This window comes from Peribacillus sp. B2I2 (assembly GCF_041261685.1).
In the GTDB taxonomy this organism is placed as follows: Bacteria; Bacillota; Bacilli; order Bacillales; family DSM-1321; genus Peribacillus.
Genome location: NZ_JBGCCB010000002.1, coordinates 157,612 through 176,559, shown reverse-complemented (window position 1 = coordinate 176,559; position 18,948 = coordinate 157,612). Strand labels below are relative to the sequence as shown.

Sequence of the window (18,948 nt, the reverse complement as noted above, 5' to 3'; positions counted from 1 at the left end):
TTATTTATATTTATATTTCTTCATATAAATCTAATATTTAATTGTTCAGTTTGAAGGGATTTCTTCGTAAATAAACAAATTTAATAAAAAAGCATATTTAATAAGAGAAAACAAATTTATTAAAAGAAACAGAACTAATAGGCAATTTTCAATTGTTAGGTCTATCCCTTGTGGCACAAGAGTTTTAGCCATTCTTAAGTGTTGCTATAACAGAGTTTCCACGTTCCCACATATAGAATGCAAAAGAAGTCACATATACACAGGGCTTTTTTTAAACTATTCATAAATACACAGTATGATATTTATAATATCCACTATTACACAAGGCAACATTCGGAAACAAATAGACGTAAAAAAATAATCCTTCTCAATAAATCTGCCAAAAACTGTTGCAGATGTGGGAAGGAAAGACTTTTGTTATAAGTAAATGCTTTTCTGCTTTTTTGGAGTAAATTCGAATAGCCCTGTGAATGTCCTATTTTTTCACAAGGCTGGTTAAGCTATTAAATTACACCGTGCAGCTCTGGCGCTTGGCCGGTTTTAGTGTATTCTTTGATTTTGGCTTCATGGATTAATTCATAAGGAATCTTTTTTAAGGCCCCAGGAAGGTACTTTCTAAAGGCCATTCTGAAAAAGGCGCCAATCGAGTAGAAATGGAAAGACCCTTTTCGTTGTTTTTCTGTATGTATATGAATTCCTATCTGATCGATTGTTTGTAAAAAGAAATTTTTTATGAATCGATCACGTATGGTGAAGCTTTCATAGTCCTCATCCATAAGATAGTTCAGTTTATTCATTACTTCCTGTTTATAGGAAATCATGACATCGATTTGGTCCCTTGGTTTAAATTTAATTTGATGTCCATCAAAGAAGTAGGTGAGCTCCTTGGAAAGTTTCGCCATTAGTGAGTTGACATTGAATTCATCCGTGTTTTCTTCCACACATTCCGGCTTCAAGGAAAAGGAGGCTTTTTTTATCCATATTTGCTTGCCACGAATCTCCACCCCTGTAAATTCGATGGAAAATAGAGCTTCTAAAACGCTTAAAGTTTTACGAACCCCTTTTGCATTTTTGTTTAGTTGAAGTTTAAGTGTCTTCATAGTCCGTTCTTGTTTGATTTTCTCCATTTCACCTGTCTTGCTGAAAGACAGACCAGTCCGGAACTGGTTTAGTAAGGATAAGAGAAGTTCAATTCCTTCCGGGTTGGAGGTACGTACGAATTCTGCTAAAATATTCGTTTCAAAAAGGGCATGCGGTATGATTAGGTAGTTGAGAGATACACCATTAAGTTCAGGTGTATTATACTTTTCAACATCTTTTAACACGATAACAGGTAACCCTTCGTGGATTTCCTCTTTCACAAAATGATGATCTTCTAAGAACTTTCTTCCTCCCCATAAGGTAGAATAAGAAATTCCAAGTTTCTTTGCCCAGTAAGAAAGATTATATTCCTTAAGCATGCCTCGTTGGTTTTGTTCTACGTGTAATTGATTTAACATGGTCATATATACGACATAGGCAGAAGCAGGAGGGCGCTCAAATGACTGATCACGAAGAAAATGGAATTCTTTTAAGATAGCGTGATGCATTCTAAAACCATGGATTCTTATTCTAGATTCTTTCATTTTTGGCACTCCTCTCGCCTATTTTTCTAGTTTAAATTATAGCAGAATGGAAAAACAGGAAATGGTGTCCTTTATTAAGGGATTTTCAAAGTTGCACAACGGGTGCTCATCCCTTGGGGGGCAAGGGATTGAAAAAAACTCTAAAAAATTTTGTGTGAGAGCAAACGTCATTTTTTCACAAGGTTTGTGCATGGTGTGAAAGGAAACGTCATGAATTTATAGGGGAGGGGATTCGGAAAAACGTTGATATATCAATGTTTTTATAAAATAGTCCATCCGAAAATGGGCATGAATAAAAAAACTTGCACAGAAATGTGTGCAAGTTTGTGTGAGAGCAAACGTCATTTTAATCATTTTAGAACAAAAAGAGATTATTTTGGCACTATTTTGTATGGTGTTCTTAATTTTGGCTGAAATTTTTGTTGGTAATTTAGGGGTGTAATTGGATGTTTATCAAAATGCATTTAAAAATTTCAGATCAAATATAGGGTATTGTGCACATTGTGAAAGGAAACGTCAAACGGGAAAAAGTTGCACAGCTTATTATGGATGTATGAGATGTGCAAGATGATGTCGAGTTTATAAGATGTTTTGTTAACGGGAGATAAACCTGTATCCCCTTATCATTGTGCACATTGTGAGAGGAAACGTCATGTCGAAAAGAACAGATAAGATTCCATATAATGGTATGCGCATTGTGAGAGCAAACGTCATGTCGAAAAGAACAGATAAGATTCCATATAATGGTATGCATATTGTGAGAGCAAACGTCAAATGAAAGAATAGATGCAATCCCAAATAATGGTGTGCGCATTGTGAGAGGAAACGTCAAGAGGAAGAATAGATGCAATTCCATATAAAGGTGTGCGCATTGTGAGAGGAAACGTCAAATGAAAGAATAGATGCAATCCCAAATAATGGTATGCGCATTGTGAGAGGAAACGCCAAGAGGAAGAATAGATGCAATTCCATATAAAGGTGTGCACAATGTGAGAGGAAACGTCAAGAGGAAGAATAGATGCAATTCCATATAAAGGTGTGCGCATTGTGAGAGGAAACGTCAAATGAAAGAATAGATGTAAACCATATAAAGGTCACATTGAAAAAGGAAACGTCCCTTAAATGATAGAGTTGAAAGAAATGCTGATATAACCACATTCTCATCAAAAAACGGATCATCTATAATGGAACGAAAATTTAAAAACTTGCACAACAACGTGTGCAAGTATCCGGTCATGTTCCCTTTTATTGAACAGAAGGAAATAAAAATTCACGTAAGGATTTGGTTGTAACTTTTATATTTATAATAAAAGCCCAATCTCTAGCTTACAACACTGAGAATTTGGGCTTTAGTTAATTCACAAACGCACCCTTTAATTGAATAACCATTAGCTGCTATCGTTCAATAACTCCTTTTCGCATTATCAATTATTGATACAAATAAGGACTTTTCTGATTATGAGTCACAAACAGTTATTTTAGATTGATTCATAGGCCATTTACTCAAATTGAACGTATTCACCGCAGAAGTTGTACAAGTTGCACAAAACCAGCTTAGTGATTGGACGTAAATAATAACGAAACCCAACTAATCTTCTCTTGTGAAGGTAGCTGAGTTTTAAAGTGGAATATGCAAAATAGGCACCGAAAGTTATAGATTTTAGTGAGAATACACACAAGAAAATCCATACAAAGAGACTTGTGCATATTGTGAGAGGAAACGTCAACTTGAAAACATGATAAGCTGTCAAGATCCCAGTCTGGAATTTAAATTTGGCAATAGAGTTAGACTGCTACAGAGAAGAAGTTTTATGGTGCACATTGTGAAAGCAAACGTCAAAACTAAAAGATGTTGCTCTTTTAAAGCGTATGTTGACAAAAGCAACACTACTCACTCATAATTACCATATTACTAGATTAAAAGGGGAACAGATATGGATTTTTTAGTTGGAGTTAAAGAGGTGGGGGAAATTCTCGGATGGGATCGGAGAAAGGTTTCCACCTATCAACTGCGTGGCGTGCTTCCTAAACCAGTGGTCCATTTATATAGTGGCCCCATTTGGTTTCGAAAACAAATCGAATTTTATAAAGCTGGGAAAGATTTTAGTGTCAGGACTTATTATATAAAAGGGGAGATGGTCTATGAATGTACGCATAATCAACCTTTTAAAGATACCAGCTATTCCCCTAACGACATCAAAGAACAGATGGGAAATTTTATCCTTTATCAGGAAAAGGACGTCCAACAGTTGAAAAATGCCATCCTAGAAAAAAAACCGATCGTTCAGTTTCTTTCTTTTGAGTCAATTAGCATTCTGCATGATTTGGGTATTTTGGAAACAGTGGTTTTTCAAGATTACATCCAACAGTACGCAATTGAATACCAAGAGTCAATAAAAGAAGGGTGGGTTAAAGAATAATGATACAAACCCTGCAAACTAAATTTTTGAATGTCATGAAAACGGTTTTTCCAGATTATCCTCAAATCTATGTTGAATGGAAAATGGATATCAATCATCTTATGTCAGGTCAAGATGATTACCAGCCTAGCCAAACATTAAAAGCATTTTTTGTGATTTTGGATAGCTTGGTGAAAGATTATGAATTGAAATTCGAGAATATGGAACAATGGGTCGATGATTACATAGAAGAAATTAGAAATTTTGTACTTCCATACATACAGACAGTAGAAGAAGAGAATTCACCCAGTTCTCCAAAGTCTAACAACAGGGAAGTGATAAATGCCCTGTTGAATCAAAATTTTGCCGAGTCCGGTTCGGCCTTGTTATTTCACAAATTAAGGGAGACCATCAGTAAAAATGAATTCGACATTGCTACTGAGATTCCTACTGCAAGAATTGCGGAAAGAGCGTTAGAGGCGACGGCTCAGGTTAGGGCAGAAAATGATTATCTGATGATGAAATCGAATGTAGCCATTGAACAATGGAAAAACCTCACCTCTCAAGCTATCACGTCGATGGATGACTTAACCGCAGACATTTTTGATATTGTCTCTATTCTTTGGATGCAACAGGCTACTCATAAGGACCAAATGATTCATTTCCATACAGATGACGCTTTGAATTTAAGGAGATTGCAAGGGAGGAAGGAAGATTTAGACGGCTACCAAATGTCTTACCGGAAAAAAGAGCGCGATGATATCATGAAAAGATTGGCCGCACTCACAACGATATGGATCAGAATTGAAAAAGAGAATTTGAGGTTCATCAATGAGGATCAGGGAGATTTTGAAGAAATTGGACAAGTGCAGTTCAATCCCTTGTTTTTGGTGGATAGCGTGACTGTAGCCTACCGGGGGGATAACCCGATTGGTATTTATGAATGTAGCATTCGCCCGGGGGAATTGCTTGCCAACTTCTTGTACGGTTCCCAAAGAAGCAGTGGGCTTCTTGCATTAAAGACTCTCGAATACCATCCTATTAAGCAAAAGTACCATAAACGGTTATCCAGGTACTTGTCCTGGCAATGGAGAATTCGCCAGAAGAGTGCGGATTATCTTAGGGCTTATCTTATCGGGGGAGATAAAGGTCTTTTAAAAGTCATGGATTTGGACGTGAACCCGAGATATGGTTCAAGGATTAAGGAACAATTTGAAGAAATATTGGATACTCTGCAGCAAGATGGAATAATTAAAGGTTGGAGCTATAAGGAAAACAACCTTGAGAAGCAAATAGAGCAGGAGAGAAATTGGTTCGCTAACACCTGGTTAAAGGCTCGTGTCCAAATCATCCCACCTAATGAAATCACGGGAATGGAAGATTACCAGGATTTATTATTGATTGAGGATCAGGACTATGACACAGAAAATTTATTAACTATGTTGAAGGGTATGACGGACAGGGAGGCTGTTGCAACTAGGGAGATGGTTGAAGAAAAACAGGTTTCCCCTGAGACGATTAATAAGGAAAGAATCGACCGGGGATTAAGCATTTTAGAGGCTGCTAAGGAAATGGGAATCTCCCATAGTACCTTGTCCAGATATGAAAGGAATTTAATTAAACGTCCATATACAGTCAGCTTAGATAAAATGAAAGAGTGGTTAAACGCAAAATAAGCATTTTAACAATGCTTATTTTTTTTGAAGATATTCCATCCAAACATATCATGCTCCATGAATATGGGTAGGTATATAAATGATCTGGTATTTCTTTTGTTAAAGTGGTGTTTGATATTTATGTTGATGTGAGTATTAGATTGTTAAACTTATTTAAGTTAAAGACGCAGGATAGGATAAGTGGTGAACCTAATATCTCAAACTCGCAACAAGAGAAGTTTTTGGTATGTGAGCTAAGCCTATCAACGGTATATGTGTGCCATACATTTTAAAGCATATAACCTTACGTGTATTTTCTATTCAATGTCATTATCAAGAAGGCGTAGGATATTTTCTACGGCACCTGCATGATTACCTTTTCGGAATTTATCAATAAAATCAATATAAAGAAGTTCAAATACCTTTTCTAATGTGTAGCCATGTTCTGGCTGAACTTCATCCATATCTGCAAGCAACACCTCTCCACGCAAAGCGAATTTTCTTCTCATTCGTAAATTCAACGTTTTCATTTCTTGGTTTTTATCTTTATGGATTAATTTAAAGGTAGTTTCCCCATACTTTTCAAGTCTTGAATCTTTACCAGCATACTGATCCAATGATGTGAGCAATCGGAATAAGGACTTCGAATCTGGATTCTTTTTCGCAAAAAGTAAGAAGTCATTATATAAAAGATTCATTAAGTCATTTTGTTCGAAATGCATGTCTGATAGGTCTTGAATATCTTCACAAAAAACTTCTGCTCTTAAAAATAGATTCAAGGGAACGTCTATACTCAGTAAGACGGTAGAAGATTTATTTACTCTATGGAGAAATTTCCCGATAAAGTTTGATGATCCAATCAAAGATAGTTCTTCATCAATAAGATTGGCTTGGCTATATTTCCCCATCGGTTACGCCCCCTAGTTGTTTCTTTTTGTATGCTTCTACAAATATTCGATGAGCTGCTTTTCGAACGCTACATTTCCAAACGTCCGCATAATCGCCTATTTTTTGATAAGTTGCATGATCTACTTTGCAATGAACCGTGTAAGGCTGGTCCGTATAGGTGACGTCAGGATATACGAGCACCTGTGTAAGTCCAAATAACAGTATCTCTGTGCCAAAGGCTGTTTTAGACCCATTCCAGTATCGTCGGGATTCCTTTCTTAATATCATGTCTACGGATTCGTCCACGGGAATCTTTATGTCATGCAGCTTATCCGAACGAACTTTTCTTTTTTGCGTTTCAATCATTTTTTTATTAGATGAAGATAGAACCGGATTCAAATGGTTAACCTTTCCCATTTGCTATTCCCCTTTCAAAATTGCCTTTTTCTTTGGGTTGGTTGGTTAGTTGGTTACGTCGTTTTGCTAAGCCAAGAGTGGAGGGAGGTATTTATTTCAGGATTTTTGGCAAGGCTTTTTTTAGTGAGGTGATACGAAATGAGTAAAGATATTTCAAAGGAACTGGCTGAAAAGCTTGCTAACAAGGCATCCACGCTACATTACGTAAAAAGCACAAATGAATCTAAAAAGAAATAATTAGCTCAAAGTAATCTTAATTTCACCCTGTTCAGTAATTTTGAATGGGGCTAGATTATGTTTTTTTATATAGTTTTGATCTTTCCAGCAACTTTCTTCATCCCGCCCCCAATGCGGGCAGGGGAGAGGGACGTCAGCAATTTTATGTTTTTGGAGAATACTTTTATATTCTTTTGAATGTGCGGCTATAAATAAGGCCAAACGGATAATTTGATTACGATCTAGATCAGTCACTTTATATACATTCTCTATATAATTTTTATAAACATCCGGGTATCTTACGGTAGGTCTATACACCAATTTCCTTCCTCCTTTGAAAATAGTATATGGACGTCTGCTGGTTAAAATGCCATTTGGTCAAATATAGATAGTTACAAGAAGTAAGGTTTTATCATGGAAATGAAAGAACAAATTTAGTCTAGTCTGGTTTTTTAGATTGTAATCTAGTCTAGATTAGATTTGACCAATTTTAGTATCTGTAAGATTGTTATTTAAGCCATGGTTTATCCTTGTAAAAAGGACAAGTCAGAAAAAAACAGAAGATAAGATCAGGTCTAATTTAGAATGACAATTAGTGGACTAGTTTTTCTGTAATGCAAAATTCACTTGTGTTTCAGCAAATAGCTTCTTGGAGCCCTACGAAAAAATTCCGTAGTTTCAGTCAAATCCCCATCCTTTACCAGTTCAAAAAAATGTTGCATGTTCTGAAAACTGTCGGATTAACCCCCGTAAAGATTTTATATATTTTAAAATATACCTCGATAGAATATATAATGTATATAACAGCCCCTAATAGTTTAATACTCACTATTCGTAGTTAGTAGGACTTATTGTTCAATATGTCCAGATTCAAGAATACTAAATCTTCTCTTTGCTAATTTATTGCAATGAATTCCGAATAAACCATGCTTACTTTTAACAACAATATCCTTTGTGGCTGTGTAAAACCAATTGCCCAACGTTTTGATGGGAAGGTTTAAATTGTTCTATAAATCTTAATCACGAAACAGGTGCTTTACTTCATAAGAGAGGTTGCTGCAGCAACCTGTTTTCGTGCGCCCGGCATGGGTGCAATCTATAGGGTGAAAGTCCCGAACCATGAAGGCAGTAGTAGTGGTTAGCTTAATGCAAGGGTGTCCACGGTGACGTGGAATCTGAAGGAAGCAAGCGGCAAACCTTCGGTCTGAGGAACACGAACTTCATATAAGGCTAGGTATCATTGGATGAGTTTGCGAAACAAAACAAAGTCCTTACTGCCGAAGGTGGTACAGAGTAAATGAAGCAGATAGATGGAGGGAAAGATTGCACTCTTACCCGGGGAGGTCTGATGACAGCCAAGTACACTTGGTAACCTGTCCAGTGATGGACAGCTGAATCATCAGAAGTCAGCAGAGGTCATAGTACTTGTCTACTCGAGAAGATAAGGAAGGACCGAACAGATTAAGGAGGATGAATACTAGGCGTTCGTTATCTGCGAAGAAGCAAACAATTCCTAACGGAACTTATTTGAAGGAAGATGTGGTGAATACACGGGGAACTTCAAAAGGGTGGAGCAGATAAAGGCACAAATAGACCATTTATCCACGTAGAAAGGATATCAACGATGTTAATGGAACAGATACTAGAGAGGGAAAACTTAATACAGGCATTGAAGCGTGTAGAAAGAAATAAGGGAAGCCATGGTGTAGATGGAATGCCGGTTCAAAACCTGAGACCGCACCTCGCAACCGAATGGTACAACATGAAAACTGCCCTTTTACAGGGTACCTATCAACCGAAGCCCGTCCGTCGTATCGAAATCCCGAAACCAAACGGCGGAGTTCGGCTATTGGGTATTCCAACCGTTCTAGACCGTTTCATTCAACAAGCCATTGCCCAAATATTAACCAGGATATATGACTCAACCTTTTCGGAGAATAGCTATGGTTTTCGCCCTAACAAACAAGGGCACCAGGCGGTTCGAAAGGCAAAGTCCTATATAACCGAAGGTTATACATGGGTAGTGGATATGGACTTGGAGAAGTTCTTCGATAAAGTGAATCATGACAAGCTCATGGGAATGTTAGAGCGGAAAATTGAAGATAAACGAGTTCTCAAACTGATTCGTAGATTCCTTCAAGCAGGCATTATGATAGGCGGACTTTTTCATAAAAGTGAGGAGGGAACTCCGCAAGGAGGTCCGTTAAGTCCTTTATTATCTAATATCATGTTAGACGATTTAGATAAAGAACTAGAGAAACGCAATCTTCGATTCGTAAGGTATGCGGATGACAGTACTATCTTTGTGAAGACACGAAAAGCCGCCAAACGTGCAATGGGAAATATCTCAAGCTTCATTGAAAATAAACTGAAGCTAAAGGTCAACTACGAGAAGTCGAAGTATGATCGCCCTTGGAACAGAACGTTTCTCGGTTTTAGTTTCACGAAGTCAAAGAAGAACCCGAAGGTTCTACTGGCTAAACAAACGGTGAAGAGAGTAAAGAAACGAATCAGGGAAATGACCTCGAGAAAATTACCGAAACCCATGAAACTCCGAATAAATAAGTTAAAGCAATACCTTAGAGGTTGGATGGGTTATTTCGCCCTCATTGATACTCCGAACGTTTTGAAGAATTTAGATTCATGGATTCGAAGAAGACTCAGGATGTGCCTATGGAAGCAATGGAAATTGCCAAGAACGAGAGTGAGGAAACTCAAAGGATTAGGCGCCCCATTTGGAAAAGCGTATGAATGGGGAAATAGCAGAAAGGGTTATTGGCGCATAGCGCATAGTCCTATTCTAGACAAAACCCTTAATAATGTTTATTGGCACCACCAAGGGTTAGTAAATCTATATGAACGATATACAAAACTACGTCAGACTTAAACTGAACCGCCGTATACCGAACGGTATGTACGGTGGTGTGAGAGGTCGGAGGCTAGGCGCCTCCTCCTACTCGATTTACCGAACTAAAGACCAGTATATTTGAATAAGATTCAGGATTCATGGAATTCATTCTACAAATTCTAAAATCGTCAAGACAATCTCAAAGACAATGAGAATCACAATATCCATTCAACGAAGAGTCCCTGATCGAATGGCTGATGTTAGAAAACTCATCCATTTATATGGAAATTTCAGCATCCAATTGGAAAAAATTTTGGCTATTGGTTATAAACCAGTGAGTTTCACAATGTCTTTTACATTTAATCCATTCGTGTTTCTACTATTATATCTTAGGAGGGCCTCTTCTATATTTTTTCTCGGTTGTGAAGGGCGCCCCATGTGTTTACCTCTTGATTTTGCTCTTTCTCTATCTTCAGATGTTCGTTCAACTATTATATCCAAGGTCACGAAGGATATTGCCATGCTGTAACGGATTCTGCATCATTCCCATTCTTCGTGATTGGGTCTTTTTCCTAATTAGAGCCATACGATGATATAACCCACTTAAGTTCCTCCTTGAAAATAAATAAGGAGGTGTTCTATATGTCAGGTTGTGACCACGATTTTGACCATGGTTTTGGATTTTTTAAAATTTCCTCCATGATTATAAAAAGGATGAAGAGAGGATGTATGTGAGGCCATCCGTCTCTAAGAAAATTGGGTACAGGATGGTTTAATCCTGGGTGACGTACATTTTCAGCCCTCTTTCAGATGGTCCAGTCACTCGAGATTCCAAGTAACCACAGAAGTCCCCTTTTTTGCTATATCTATAGACTCTCCATGGTCTTTTTGATCATAAAATTAAAACCTGTCATATAAATGACAGGTTAATTCCTTAGTTCGGAATATTTCCAACTGCGGCAGTTCATTTCCGAATCGTTTACCCATCCATGAAATAAATGGAGTATTACAATGCTGGAGGCTTATGAAGGAGTATAAGATAGACTGGCGCTAAATGAGAGTTGGGTGATAGCAGCTGCTGAGGGATCAGACCCTACACGCGTCCTTATACGAATACCAATACGATCACCCTCAGCGACTACTAATGATTCGAGATTTATATTGGTTGCTGTATAGAAAGTACCCTCAGTAACCGTATTACCTGGACCTCCAAAAGTAAGCGAGCTAGTCAGCGTAGTTGTCTCGTAAAATGAAGAAAGATGACTAATCCCATCATTAGGAGATGACGGTGCGCGGAAAACTGTAAAATCATATACAAGAGCTGTCACATTTATAGAAACTTCTGAAGCTACAAATAAATCTGCGCTTATTTGTAAATTTTGTACGGTTCCCGCAAAGGGAATTGGGAAAGCAAAACCACCTGCTTCTGGTGGACTAGTTGATTCGCCAGAAGCGTTAATAACTTCAACCGTGTGATTACCAAAACCCATTAAAATTGGGGCAGCTGAGACTACTGTAGCACCACTGATGATAATACCCGTTGAAAATGGAATTAATCCTCCAGATCCTGGAGCACCAGTAGCTCCAGTAGCACCAGTCGGACCAGTTGGTCCAGTCGGTCCAGTTGGTCCAGTCGGTCCAGTCGGTCCTGTTGGTCCTGTTTCTCCAGTCGGTCCAGTCGGTCCTGTTGGTCCTGTTTCTCCAGTCGGTCCAGTCGGTCCAGTCGGTCCAGTCGGTCCAGTCGGTCCAGTCGGTCCAGTCGGTCCAGTCGGTGCTGTTGGTCCAGTTGGTCCAGTCGGTCCAGTCGGTCCAGTCGGTCCAGTCGGTCCAGTCGGTCCAGTCGGTCCTGTTGGTCCAGTTGGTCCAGTTGGTCCAGTTGGTCCAGTTGGTCCAGTTGGTCCAGTTGGTCCAGTTGGTCCAGTTGGTCCAGTTGGTCCAGTTGGTCCAGTTGGTCCAGTTGGTCCTGTTGGTGCTGTCGGTCCAGTTGGTCCAGTTGGTCCAGTTGGTCCAGTTGGTCCAGTTGGTCCAGTTGGTCCAGTTGGTCCAGTTGGTCCAGTTGGTCCTGTTGGTGCTGTCGGTCCAGTCGGTCCAGTCGGTCCAGTCGGTCCAGTCGGTCCTGTTGGTGCTGTCGGTCCAGTTGGTCCAGTCGGTCCTGTTGGTGCTGTCGGTCCAGTCGGTCCTGTTGGTCCAGTCGGTCCAGTCGGTCCAGTTGGTCCAGTTGGTCCAGTTGGTCCAGTTGGTGCTGTCGGTCCAGTCGGTCCAGTCGGCCCTGTCGGCCCTGTCGGTCCAGTTGGTCCAGTCGGTCCTGTCGGTCCAGTCGGTCCAGTTGGTCCAGTTGGTGCTGTCGGTCCAGTCGGTCCAGTCGGCCCTGTCGGCCCTGTCGGTCCAGTTGGTCCAGTCGGTCCTGTCGGTCCAGTCGGTCCAGTTGGTCCAGTCGGTCCAGTCGGTCCTGTTGGTCCTTGAGGTCCTTGAGCACCTTGAGCACCTTGAGCACCTTGAGCACCTTGAGCGCCTTGAGCACCTTGAGCACCTTGAGCACCTTGAGCGCCTTGAGCACCTTGAGCACCTTGAGCGCCTTGAGCACCTTGAGCACCTTGAGCGCCTTGAGCACCTTGAGCACCTTGAGCACCTTGAGCACCTTGAGCGCCTTGAGCGCCTTGAGCACCTTGAGCGCCTTGAGGTCCCTGAGGTCCTTGAGGTCCTTGAGGTCCTTGAGGTCCTTGAGGTCCCTGATTACCTTGATTACCTTGAGCAGGTACGTTTACTTTCACTTCAATGTTTTGCTCTACCTTTTGTTCTTGTTTAGATGAGCATTTGCATTGGCTATGTCCACAATCCTTACACTTTTTATGATCACTTTTATGATCACATTTGCATTTACTATGGCCGCAATCTTTACATTTTTTATCTTTTTTATCCTTACCCAATTTTGTATCCTCCTTTTCCAACGCATTACTTTTAATTTATGGAATTCCAACTAAATTGGATTGGGTTGGTCAAGTATCTATCCAATAGGTTCTACGCGCCATTGTTCGGAACGTGATTAAATGCTCTTTGTATTAGAACTGCGATAGGCGTGTCGGTGTTCCCACGCAGCAGATCCTTCAACTCCAAGGCAAAAAAATGATTCTAAGGGCAGAAAGATGCAGGCCGTAAAAAATTCGCGACATGTTTATCGCGAATTGCTTCCAAGAGGGATCATTTAATTACTTGTAAGGGTTGGGTCTATAATTAACTCAAGCTTGAAAATAGCTCGTCACCTTCACTTGCGCGGCTTTGACAGGAAGTTCTTCCATTCGGAATAGAGTTCAGAGTCCAAAACTTTGACTTGCTGCAAAAAGGGGTCAATTAATCCTAGTTCGGATAAGGAATCTAAAAGCCGAACCGGTATGGGTTTCCAATCATAAGAATTCGCATGATCTACGACTTTCAGAACCTGCTGATTATCAACAAATATGTGACGAATGACGCAGCGATCCAAATTAGTAAACCCTAAGCGCTTCATTTCCTTTTTCATACTAACCAGCTGCTGGGTAATAGATTCGGATATCGTCCCTTGTTCCTTAAGATAATCACGTAATGAAGGACCATCGATGTATTCCATAATGATATAATTTGGGCCTGATTCAAAAAACTTCGGCATAAATGGCAAACCTTGACCTTTGATCATCGCCTCTTTTTCCTTCTTAACATTTTTCGGTTTTAAAAATATCTTCACACAACGATCTTCCGTTAACTTGAATACAGCTCCCTGTATCCCTTTGCCTATCAATGGGTATGAAGTCGGATTATTAACAACCAACTCCTCTTCTTTTCCTCTGCGAGTCACAGTAATAGAGCTGAAATCATTCATGCTGTTCGCTTCCTTTTCACTAAAATTCTTGTTATTCATGGGGTCAAGATATATTGACGAGAAAAGGATTTCATAAATTCATTATATGATGACAATAGGACAAGGAAACGGCGCTTGACTATAGCAAACTCTAATCATTTACATAAAATATAGTAAGCTATGGACCTCAATCAAGGAGCCCAAACATATAAAAAGGAGTTGATCGATATTGGAGGATTTTAAATCTATTATTGTTTCAAGTGGTAAAAAAACAGTAACCGTTGTTGACAATCCAACATCGTATCCGATGATAGGGAAGGGAAAACAAGGCGCTGTTTTTAGAATTTCTCCTGATCGCTGTGTGAAGATTTTTCCGGACCCAGAACGTTGTCTAAATGAGAGTCAAGCGTTAAGAGCTGCACAGGAAGCGCGCATAGTTCCAAGGCTTTTTGAAGTCGGATCCCATTATATCGTAATGGAATACATTGACGGTCCTTCTTTAGACCAATTACTTGCATCAAAAGATTTCTTACCAGAAGATATGACGAAGAAAATCCTATTCTTGCTAAAAGAAATGAAACGTTTAAAGTTTACACGGCTGGACGCAAAATTAAGACATATCTTCGTGAATACTCAAGAAGAGCTTATAGTAATAGACCATGCGAATTCTTTTATAAAAATTGACTCCGTACCTACAGAGCTGTTCAAAGATTTGAATGAAAAGGGTCTATTTTCATCATTTTTGGAACAAGTAAAACAAGCAGATCCAGAATCCTATATGGAATGGAGAAACTTAGAGAAAAAGAAAAAAAAGGATAAAAAGTAATATCATGATAGGAAATGTGAAGGAGTGATAGAAAGTGGAGGACTTTAAATCTATTAGGGTTACTGAAGGGATTAAAAAAGTAGATGTAATAAAAAATCCAACGTCGTTTCCGCTGATTGGTAAGGGGGCGCAAGGAGCCGTTTTTAAAATTTCTTCAGACAAATGCGTGAAAATTTGTGCAAAACCAGAATATGCCGTTAAAGAGGGGGATGTATTAAAAATTGCACAGAATTCTCCCACAATTCCCCGGCTTTACGAGGTTGGGCAAAACTATATTATTATGGAATATATTGAGGGGCCAACTTTATTCCAGTATTTAGAGTCTGGAGGGGTCCTATCCGAAAAAATGATGAGGCAAATTCTTTTTGTGCTAAATGAAATGAAGCGTTTAAAGTTTACCAGATTGGATGCCGATTTGCGCCACATTATTGTAACAAAGGAAGAGGAATTAAAAGTAATAGATCATTATAGCTCCTATACAAGGGTTCGATACCGGCCAGAGTTGATATTCAAAGGTTTAAAAAAGTTGGGTCTATTACCGTTGTTCTTGGAACAGTTAAAAGAAATGGACCCGGAATCCTATATGGAATGGAAAGATTTATAGACAAAAAAAGTAACTCCCTTAAAGCTGATAAGGAGTTACTTTATTCTGTGGAAAAAAACCCACGTTATTTTGGATTGCTATGATGATGGATGATACGATCCACGATATCTGGCAATTTATTTTTCTGTTCTAAAAGAAACTGGTAAAGAGCATCTCTATCCTTCGTACCCACATTCCACTCTTTAGGGATGGATTGGATCACTTCATAAATCGATTCGTTCGGCAAATTCACTATTTTTTCTATAAACGATGTAAGCTCTTTGTGATCATCGAGAAGAGAGAAGGTCCATTTATAAAAAGGCCAGTGGTAGTTATATACCGGTGTTTCACTTAGCGTTTGAGCAGACCATTGGTAGCGACCCGGAAAAACTCTGCCATGATCAATCATATGGACATAATAGCCTCCATCATTGAGAATTTCCAAAATGACATTCATCGTACCTCGGTCAGAATTATTCACCCATTGGTCGAATACCGTTATACCGGCAAGCATATCTCGGTTTTTAACATCCGTCTTAGTGGGAGGATTTACTCTAACATTCTCGAAAACTGTACTGTTTTCAATAAAAACACAGCCATACTGGTATCCAGAACTATAGTTGAGTTTAGTAGATTGTAATTCAGGAGTCTTCTTGATAAATTCTTCCGGTATAAATACAAGGTCAAATGGGATAACGGGAAGTGAAAGGAGCTCTGCCAATTTGCCGATCAGGTACTCATTGACTACTTCTTTTTCTCTTCCTTTCTTAGTATCGAACCACTTCACTACATATTCTTTGCCATCACTGAAAAGAATGACATGAGCGGTTCCGCCCCTTAAGGTTTGTACATATTTAACTGGGTATTTTGTCATATCACTTTGTCTCCTTTAGAAATATTTGTCTAGCTCTATTTCTTTTTATTTTTCTTATCTTTTTTATTCTTTACCTTTTTCTCTTTATCTTTTTTATTAACTATATTGCTCTTGTATTGATTGATGAAATTGGTTATAAGATTCGGTAAATGACTTTTCTGTTCTACAAGAAAATTGTACAGCGCTGCACTTTCCTCGTTCGAGACTCCCCACTCTTCAGGGATGGATTGGGTAACTTCATAGATTAATTCGTTTGGAAGGGATACAATTTTATCTACAAACGATGTAAAATCTTCTTCATTAAGCATTGAGAAGGCCCATCGGTAAGTTTCTTGGTAAGGGAAATCATAATTCAGTTTCTGAGTAAGCGTTTTTGCAGACCATTGATATCCACCCGGAAAACATATACCATGATCAATCAAATGGACAAAATAGCTGCCATCACTAAGATGTTCCAGAAGTAAATTGCTCATAGTCCGATCGATGTTATTCACCCAAAGATCGAATACCACCATTGCGGCAAGCATATCTTGATTTTTCACTTCCGTCTTGGATGGAAAAGCTTTAACCACTTCATCTGGTACCATACTGTTTTCGATAAATAAACACGCATATTGGTATCCAGAACTGAATTTGTATTTTTTTGAATGTAATTTAGGAGTATTCTTTATGAATTCTTCTGGGATAAATACTAGTTCGAAGGGGACAACAGGAAGGGAAAGAAACATTGCTAATTTACCGACCACATACTCATTTACTACTTCTTTGGCTCTTTTATTCTGAGTACCGTTCCATTTCACTACATATTTTTTACCGTCGCTAAAAAGAATGACATGAGCCGTTCCACCCACTAAAGTTTGTACGAGCTCAACTGGATATTTGGACTGTCCCATGGTTTCCATGTCAATTATCTCCGTTATTTTTTTCTATTAAGCTGTATAGCCTTTGTTGTTCGATGATTTGCTTATTCAAATCAAAATTTTCATCAATAACCTGTCTTGCACTTCTAGTATATCTTTTCCATACTCTTGGATGACTCAGGAAATATTTTATACCTTGAGCCAATTTTAAATCATCTTTCTCAGGAACAAGGAATCCTGATTTTTTATGCTCAATCAATTCTGGAATCCCTCCGTGAAAGGTGGAGATGACCGGTAAACCGCTTGCCATGGCTTCTTTTAATGCATTTGGAATCCCTTCTACATCGCCATCTTCGCCCGTTTCACTAGCAAGGCAAAAGAGATGGGAATCTCTTAATTCCTTAGAAATTTGGTTGGAATCCATTGGTCCTCTTAGAAAAACGTGTTTGTTTAATTGGTTTTCATCAATAAAAACTCTTATCTTCTCTTCATCTTCACCTGTCCCAATAATATGCAGGGTCGTTCTTGGGAATTCCTGATGAATCCGTTGAAAAGCCTTCAAAAGCGTAAGAAATCCTTTTTTCTCGACAAGTCTGGCTACAGACAAGATTCTAATTTCTCCTTCCTTAGGTAGGGAACGTTGGAAATATGGGTATAAATCTAAATCTAGACCGCCATATAATACATGTATTTTATCTTCTTTAAACCCTAATTTTTTTAATTCATCCGCAAGAAAATGGCAAACTGCAAAACAACCAGCTCCATGTTTTACTAAATTTTGATATCGGAGGACATTTTTGCGAAATCTCTTATATGTTTGAGTGGATGAATCACGTCCTCGAAAATGCACAATCAAAGGAATATCATACTCTACAGCTGTTGGTAAAATATCGATGGAATGTTTCCCTTGATGAGCGTGAATTGCAACTACATTTTGCTCCTTAAAGAAGGCTCCAAGGTCTTGAATATCGTTCAAATTATAATAATGTTCAAACTGATATTGAACATTGTCGCTATTTGGGTAAGGGCCTATTACAATAGGCCGATATTGATCCAACATAATGATCTGATTGTACATAAATCCTTGATTTATTTTAATAGGTTCTCTAATGTAAAAAGCGATTGTCTTCACTATTTCAATCCCTTCCTTCCCTCTAAAATCAAATTTTCGATAAAACTTTGAAATATTTGTCGATCTCTTTCAGTTAAATCTTTCGGAAAGGCGGACCATTTAAAAAATTGAACCTTTTGTATTTCTATATCATCAGGTTTTAAATCCCCGCTGAGTATGTCTTCGGTCACGTAAGCAATGTTGACTGGAAAGTATTGATCACCATTAGGCAGCTTCGTAAAATATTCCTTCCCTGAAAAAACGCCAATTAATTGAAGGTTACCGATATTAATTCCTGTTTCCTCCAAAATTTCACGCCTGCATGCTTCTTCCGCAGATTCTCCTAATTCGATAAAGCCGCCTGGCAATTTCCACATTTTATCGGATTGTACCATCAGAAAACGGCTGTTCTGATCGATAACCAAAACGGTGACCCCTGTAAGTATCAAAGCTCTTGGCCCAACGAGCGCACGTAAATCTTCAATGTATCCCATGTAAAGTCTCCTTTCTGATCAGTTCCTTTCTGGTTATTCCTCTTTTATAGTAAATGCAAATTGGAAAGGATTTGAAACGGACAAGTACATATATTTGTATGTTTTTTGTAAAGTTCTTAATTGTAGTGTATGAGCATAAGACACTGAAGAAATCCTGGGAAAAGCTTTCCTTTAGGATCTTTTCGTCAATAAGAACCTTGTAAAAGAGGGTATGACTTAATTTTGTGAAAAAGTGTGTTATTAACCTAAAGCAACAAATCGATGATTTCATATTATAGATATTAGGGTTATCAAAAAGAAGAAAAGAGGTGGTAGATTAG

General features: G+C 38.7%; 16 protein-coding genes. 5 read left to right on the top strand and 11 right to left on the bottom strand.

Annotated elements, in window-relative coordinates:
- Positions 1–503: 503 nt before the first annotated feature.
- The gene (locus tag ABIE66_RS28785) at positions 504–1,625 is read right to left on the bottom strand and encodes a hypothetical protein (protein ID WP_370017249.1); all 1,122 of its coding nucleotides are present in this window, start codon (positions 1,623–1,625) and stop codon (positions 504–506) included.
- Between the two features lie 1,934 nt (positions 1,626–3,559).
- Between ABIE66_RS28785 and ABIE66_RS28780 the strand changes: the two genes are divergently transcribed.
- Together ABIE66_RS28780 and ABIE66_RS28775 are read left to right on the top strand one after the other, a co-directional pair.
- Complete coding sequence (locus tag ABIE66_RS28780; protein ID WP_289323160.1) at positions 3,560–4,045, top strand: hypothetical protein; 486 nt, start codon at positions 3,560–3,562, stop codon at positions 4,043–4,045.
- Positions 4,045–5,700, top strand: a complete 1,656-nt coding sequence (locus ABIE66_RS28775) for a helix-turn-helix domain-containing protein (protein ID WP_370017248.1) — start codon at positions 4,045–4,047, stop codon at positions 5,698–5,700. The genes ABIE66_RS28780 and ABIE66_RS28775 overlap by 1 nt, the downstream gene beginning before the upstream one ends.
- Before the next feature lie 296 nt (positions 5,701–5,996).
- Here the strand turns inward: ABIE66_RS28775 and ABIE66_RS28770 are convergent, their stop codons facing one another.
- The 3 genes from ABIE66_RS28770 to ABIE66_RS28760 form a co-directional block, all read right to left on the bottom strand.
- Positions 5,997–6,587, bottom strand: coding sequence for a hypothetical protein (locus ABIE66_RS28770; protein WP_289323162.1), 591 nt, complete (start codon positions 6,585–6,587; stop codon positions 5,997–5,999).
- On the bottom strand, positions 6,574–6,984 hold the full coding sequence (locus ABIE66_RS28765; RefSeq protein WP_370017247.1) for a hypothetical protein: 411 nt from the start codon (positions 6,982–6,984) through the stop codon (positions 6,574–6,576). The genes ABIE66_RS28770 and ABIE66_RS28765 overlap by 14 nt, the downstream gene beginning before the upstream one ends.
- 237 nt (positions 6,985–7,221) lie before the next feature.
- Complete coding sequence (locus ABIE66_RS28760) at positions 7,222–7,521, bottom strand: hypothetical protein (RefSeq protein ID WP_370017246.1); 300 nt, start codon at positions 7,519–7,521, stop codon at positions 7,222–7,224.
- Positions 7,522–8,824: 1,303 nt separating this feature from the next.
- Here ABIE66_RS28760 and ltrA point away from each other — a divergent pair.
- A complete protein-coding gene (gene ltrA / locus ABIE66_RS28755; protein WP_289323195.1) occupies positions 8,825–10,087 on the top strand; it encodes a group II intron reverse transcriptase/maturase in 1,263 nt (420 codons plus the stop codon).
- A 285-nt stretch (positions 10,088–10,372) separates the two neighbouring features.
- Here ltrA and ABIE66_RS28750 read toward each other — a convergent pair whose 3' ends face one another.
- From ABIE66_RS28750 to ABIE66_RS28740, 3 genes are all read right to left on the bottom strand, one after another.
- Entirely contained in the window at positions 10,373–10,570 is a 198-nt protein-coding gene (locus ABIE66_RS28750) for a hypothetical protein (RefSeq protein WP_370017245.1), read from the bottom strand.
- A gap of 500 nt (positions 10,571–11,070) precedes the next feature.
- Positions 11,071–12,975, bottom strand: coding sequence for a hypothetical protein (locus ABIE66_RS28745; RefSeq protein ID WP_370017244.1), 1,905 nt, complete (start codon positions 12,973–12,975; stop codon positions 11,071–11,073).
- Between the two features lie 335 nt (positions 12,976–13,310).
- Positions 13,311–13,940, bottom strand: coding sequence for a serine/threonine protein kinase (locus tag ABIE66_RS28740; RefSeq protein ID WP_370017243.1), 630 nt, complete (start codon positions 13,938–13,940; stop codon positions 13,311–13,313).
- Between the two features lie 169 nt (positions 13,941–14,109).
- On the opposite strand from ABIE66_RS28740, the gene ABIE66_RS28735 reads away from it, so the two are divergent.
- Together ABIE66_RS28735 and ABIE66_RS28730 are read left to right on the top strand one after the other, a co-directional pair.
- Complete coding sequence (locus ABIE66_RS28735) at positions 14,110–14,706, top strand: RIO2 family protein (RefSeq protein WP_370017242.1); 597 nt, start codon at positions 14,110–14,112, stop codon at positions 14,704–14,706.
- A 34-nt stretch (positions 14,707–14,740) separates the two neighbouring features.
- Positions 14,741–15,310, top strand: a complete 570-nt coding sequence (locus ABIE66_RS28730) for a serine/threonine-protein kinase (RefSeq protein WP_370017241.1) — start codon at positions 14,741–14,743, stop codon at positions 15,308–15,310.
- A 64-nt stretch (positions 15,311–15,374) separates the two neighbouring features.
- On the opposite strand, the gene ABIE66_RS28725 is transcribed toward ABIE66_RS28730, so the two are convergent.
- From ABIE66_RS28725 to ABIE66_RS28710, 4 genes are read right to left on the bottom strand one after another with little or no spacing between them, the layout of a single operon-like run.
- On the bottom strand, positions 15,375–16,163 hold the full coding sequence (locus ABIE66_RS28725) for a HipA family kinase (protein WP_370017239.1): 789 nt from the start codon (positions 16,161–16,163) through the stop codon (positions 15,375–15,377).
- A 35-nt stretch (positions 16,164–16,198) separates the two neighbouring features.
- On the bottom strand, positions 16,199–17,065 hold the full coding sequence (locus ABIE66_RS28720) for a HipA family kinase (RefSeq protein ID WP_370017238.1): 867 nt from the start codon (positions 17,063–17,065) through the stop codon (positions 16,199–16,201).
- 1 nt (position 17,066) lies between these two features.
- Positions 17,067–18,155 (bottom strand): glycosyltransferase, encoded by a 1,089-nt coding sequence (locus ABIE66_RS28715; RefSeq protein WP_370017237.1) that lies wholly within the window; start codon positions 18,153–18,155, stop codon positions 17,067–17,069.
- On the bottom strand, positions 18,155–18,628 hold the full coding sequence (locus ABIE66_RS28710; protein ID WP_289323177.1) for an NUDIX hydrolase: 474 nt from the start codon (positions 18,626–18,628) through the stop codon (positions 18,155–18,157). The genes ABIE66_RS28715 and ABIE66_RS28710 overlap by 1 nt, the downstream gene beginning before the upstream one ends.
- Between the last annotated feature and the right edge of the window lie 320 nt (positions 18,629–18,948).

Bases quoted from the DNA above. Each gene is read 5' to 3' on its own strand.
- ltrA (WP_289323195.1), top strand. From the start codon at position 8,825: ATGTTAATGGAACAGATACTAGAGAGGGAAAACTTAATACAGGCATTG.
- ABIE66_RS28765 (WP_370017247.1), bottom strand. From the start codon at position 6,984: ATGGGAAAGGTTAACCATTTGAATCCGGTTCTATCTTCATCTAATAAA.
- ABIE66_RS28725 (WP_370017239.1), bottom strand. From the start codon at position 16,163: ATGACAAAATACCCAGTTAAATATGTACAAACCTTAAGGGGCGGAACC.
- ABIE66_RS28785 (WP_370017249.1), bottom strand. From the start codon at position 1,625: ATGAAAGAATCTAGAATAAGAATCCATGGTTTTAGAATGCATCACGCT.
- ABIE66_RS28780 (WP_289323160.1), top strand. From the start codon at position 3,560: ATGGATTTTTTAGTTGGAGTTAAAGAGGTGGGGGAAATTCTCGGATGG.
- ABIE66_RS28720 (WP_370017238.1), bottom strand. From the start codon at position 17,065: ATGGAAACCATGGGACAGTCCAAATATCCAGTTGAGCTCGTACAAACT.
- ABIE66_RS28750 (WP_370017245.1), bottom strand. From the start codon at position 10,570: ATGGCAATATCCTTCGTGACCTTGGATATAATAGTTGAACGAACATCT.
- ABIE66_RS28740 (WP_370017243.1), bottom strand. From the start codon at position 13,940: ATGAATAACAAGAATTTTAGTGAAAAGGAAGCGAACAGCATGAATGAT.
- ABIE66_RS28770 (WP_289323162.1), bottom strand. From the start codon at position 6,587: ATGGGGAAATATAGCCAAGCCAATCTTATTGATGAAGAACTATCTTTG.
- ABIE66_RS28775 (WP_370017248.1), top strand. From the start codon at position 4,045: ATGATACAAACCCTGCAAACTAAATTTTTGAATGTCATGAAAACGGTT.
- ABIE66_RS28710 (WP_289323177.1), bottom strand. From the start codon at position 18,628: ATGGGATACATTGAAGATTTACGTGCGCTCGTTGGGCCAAGAGCTTTG.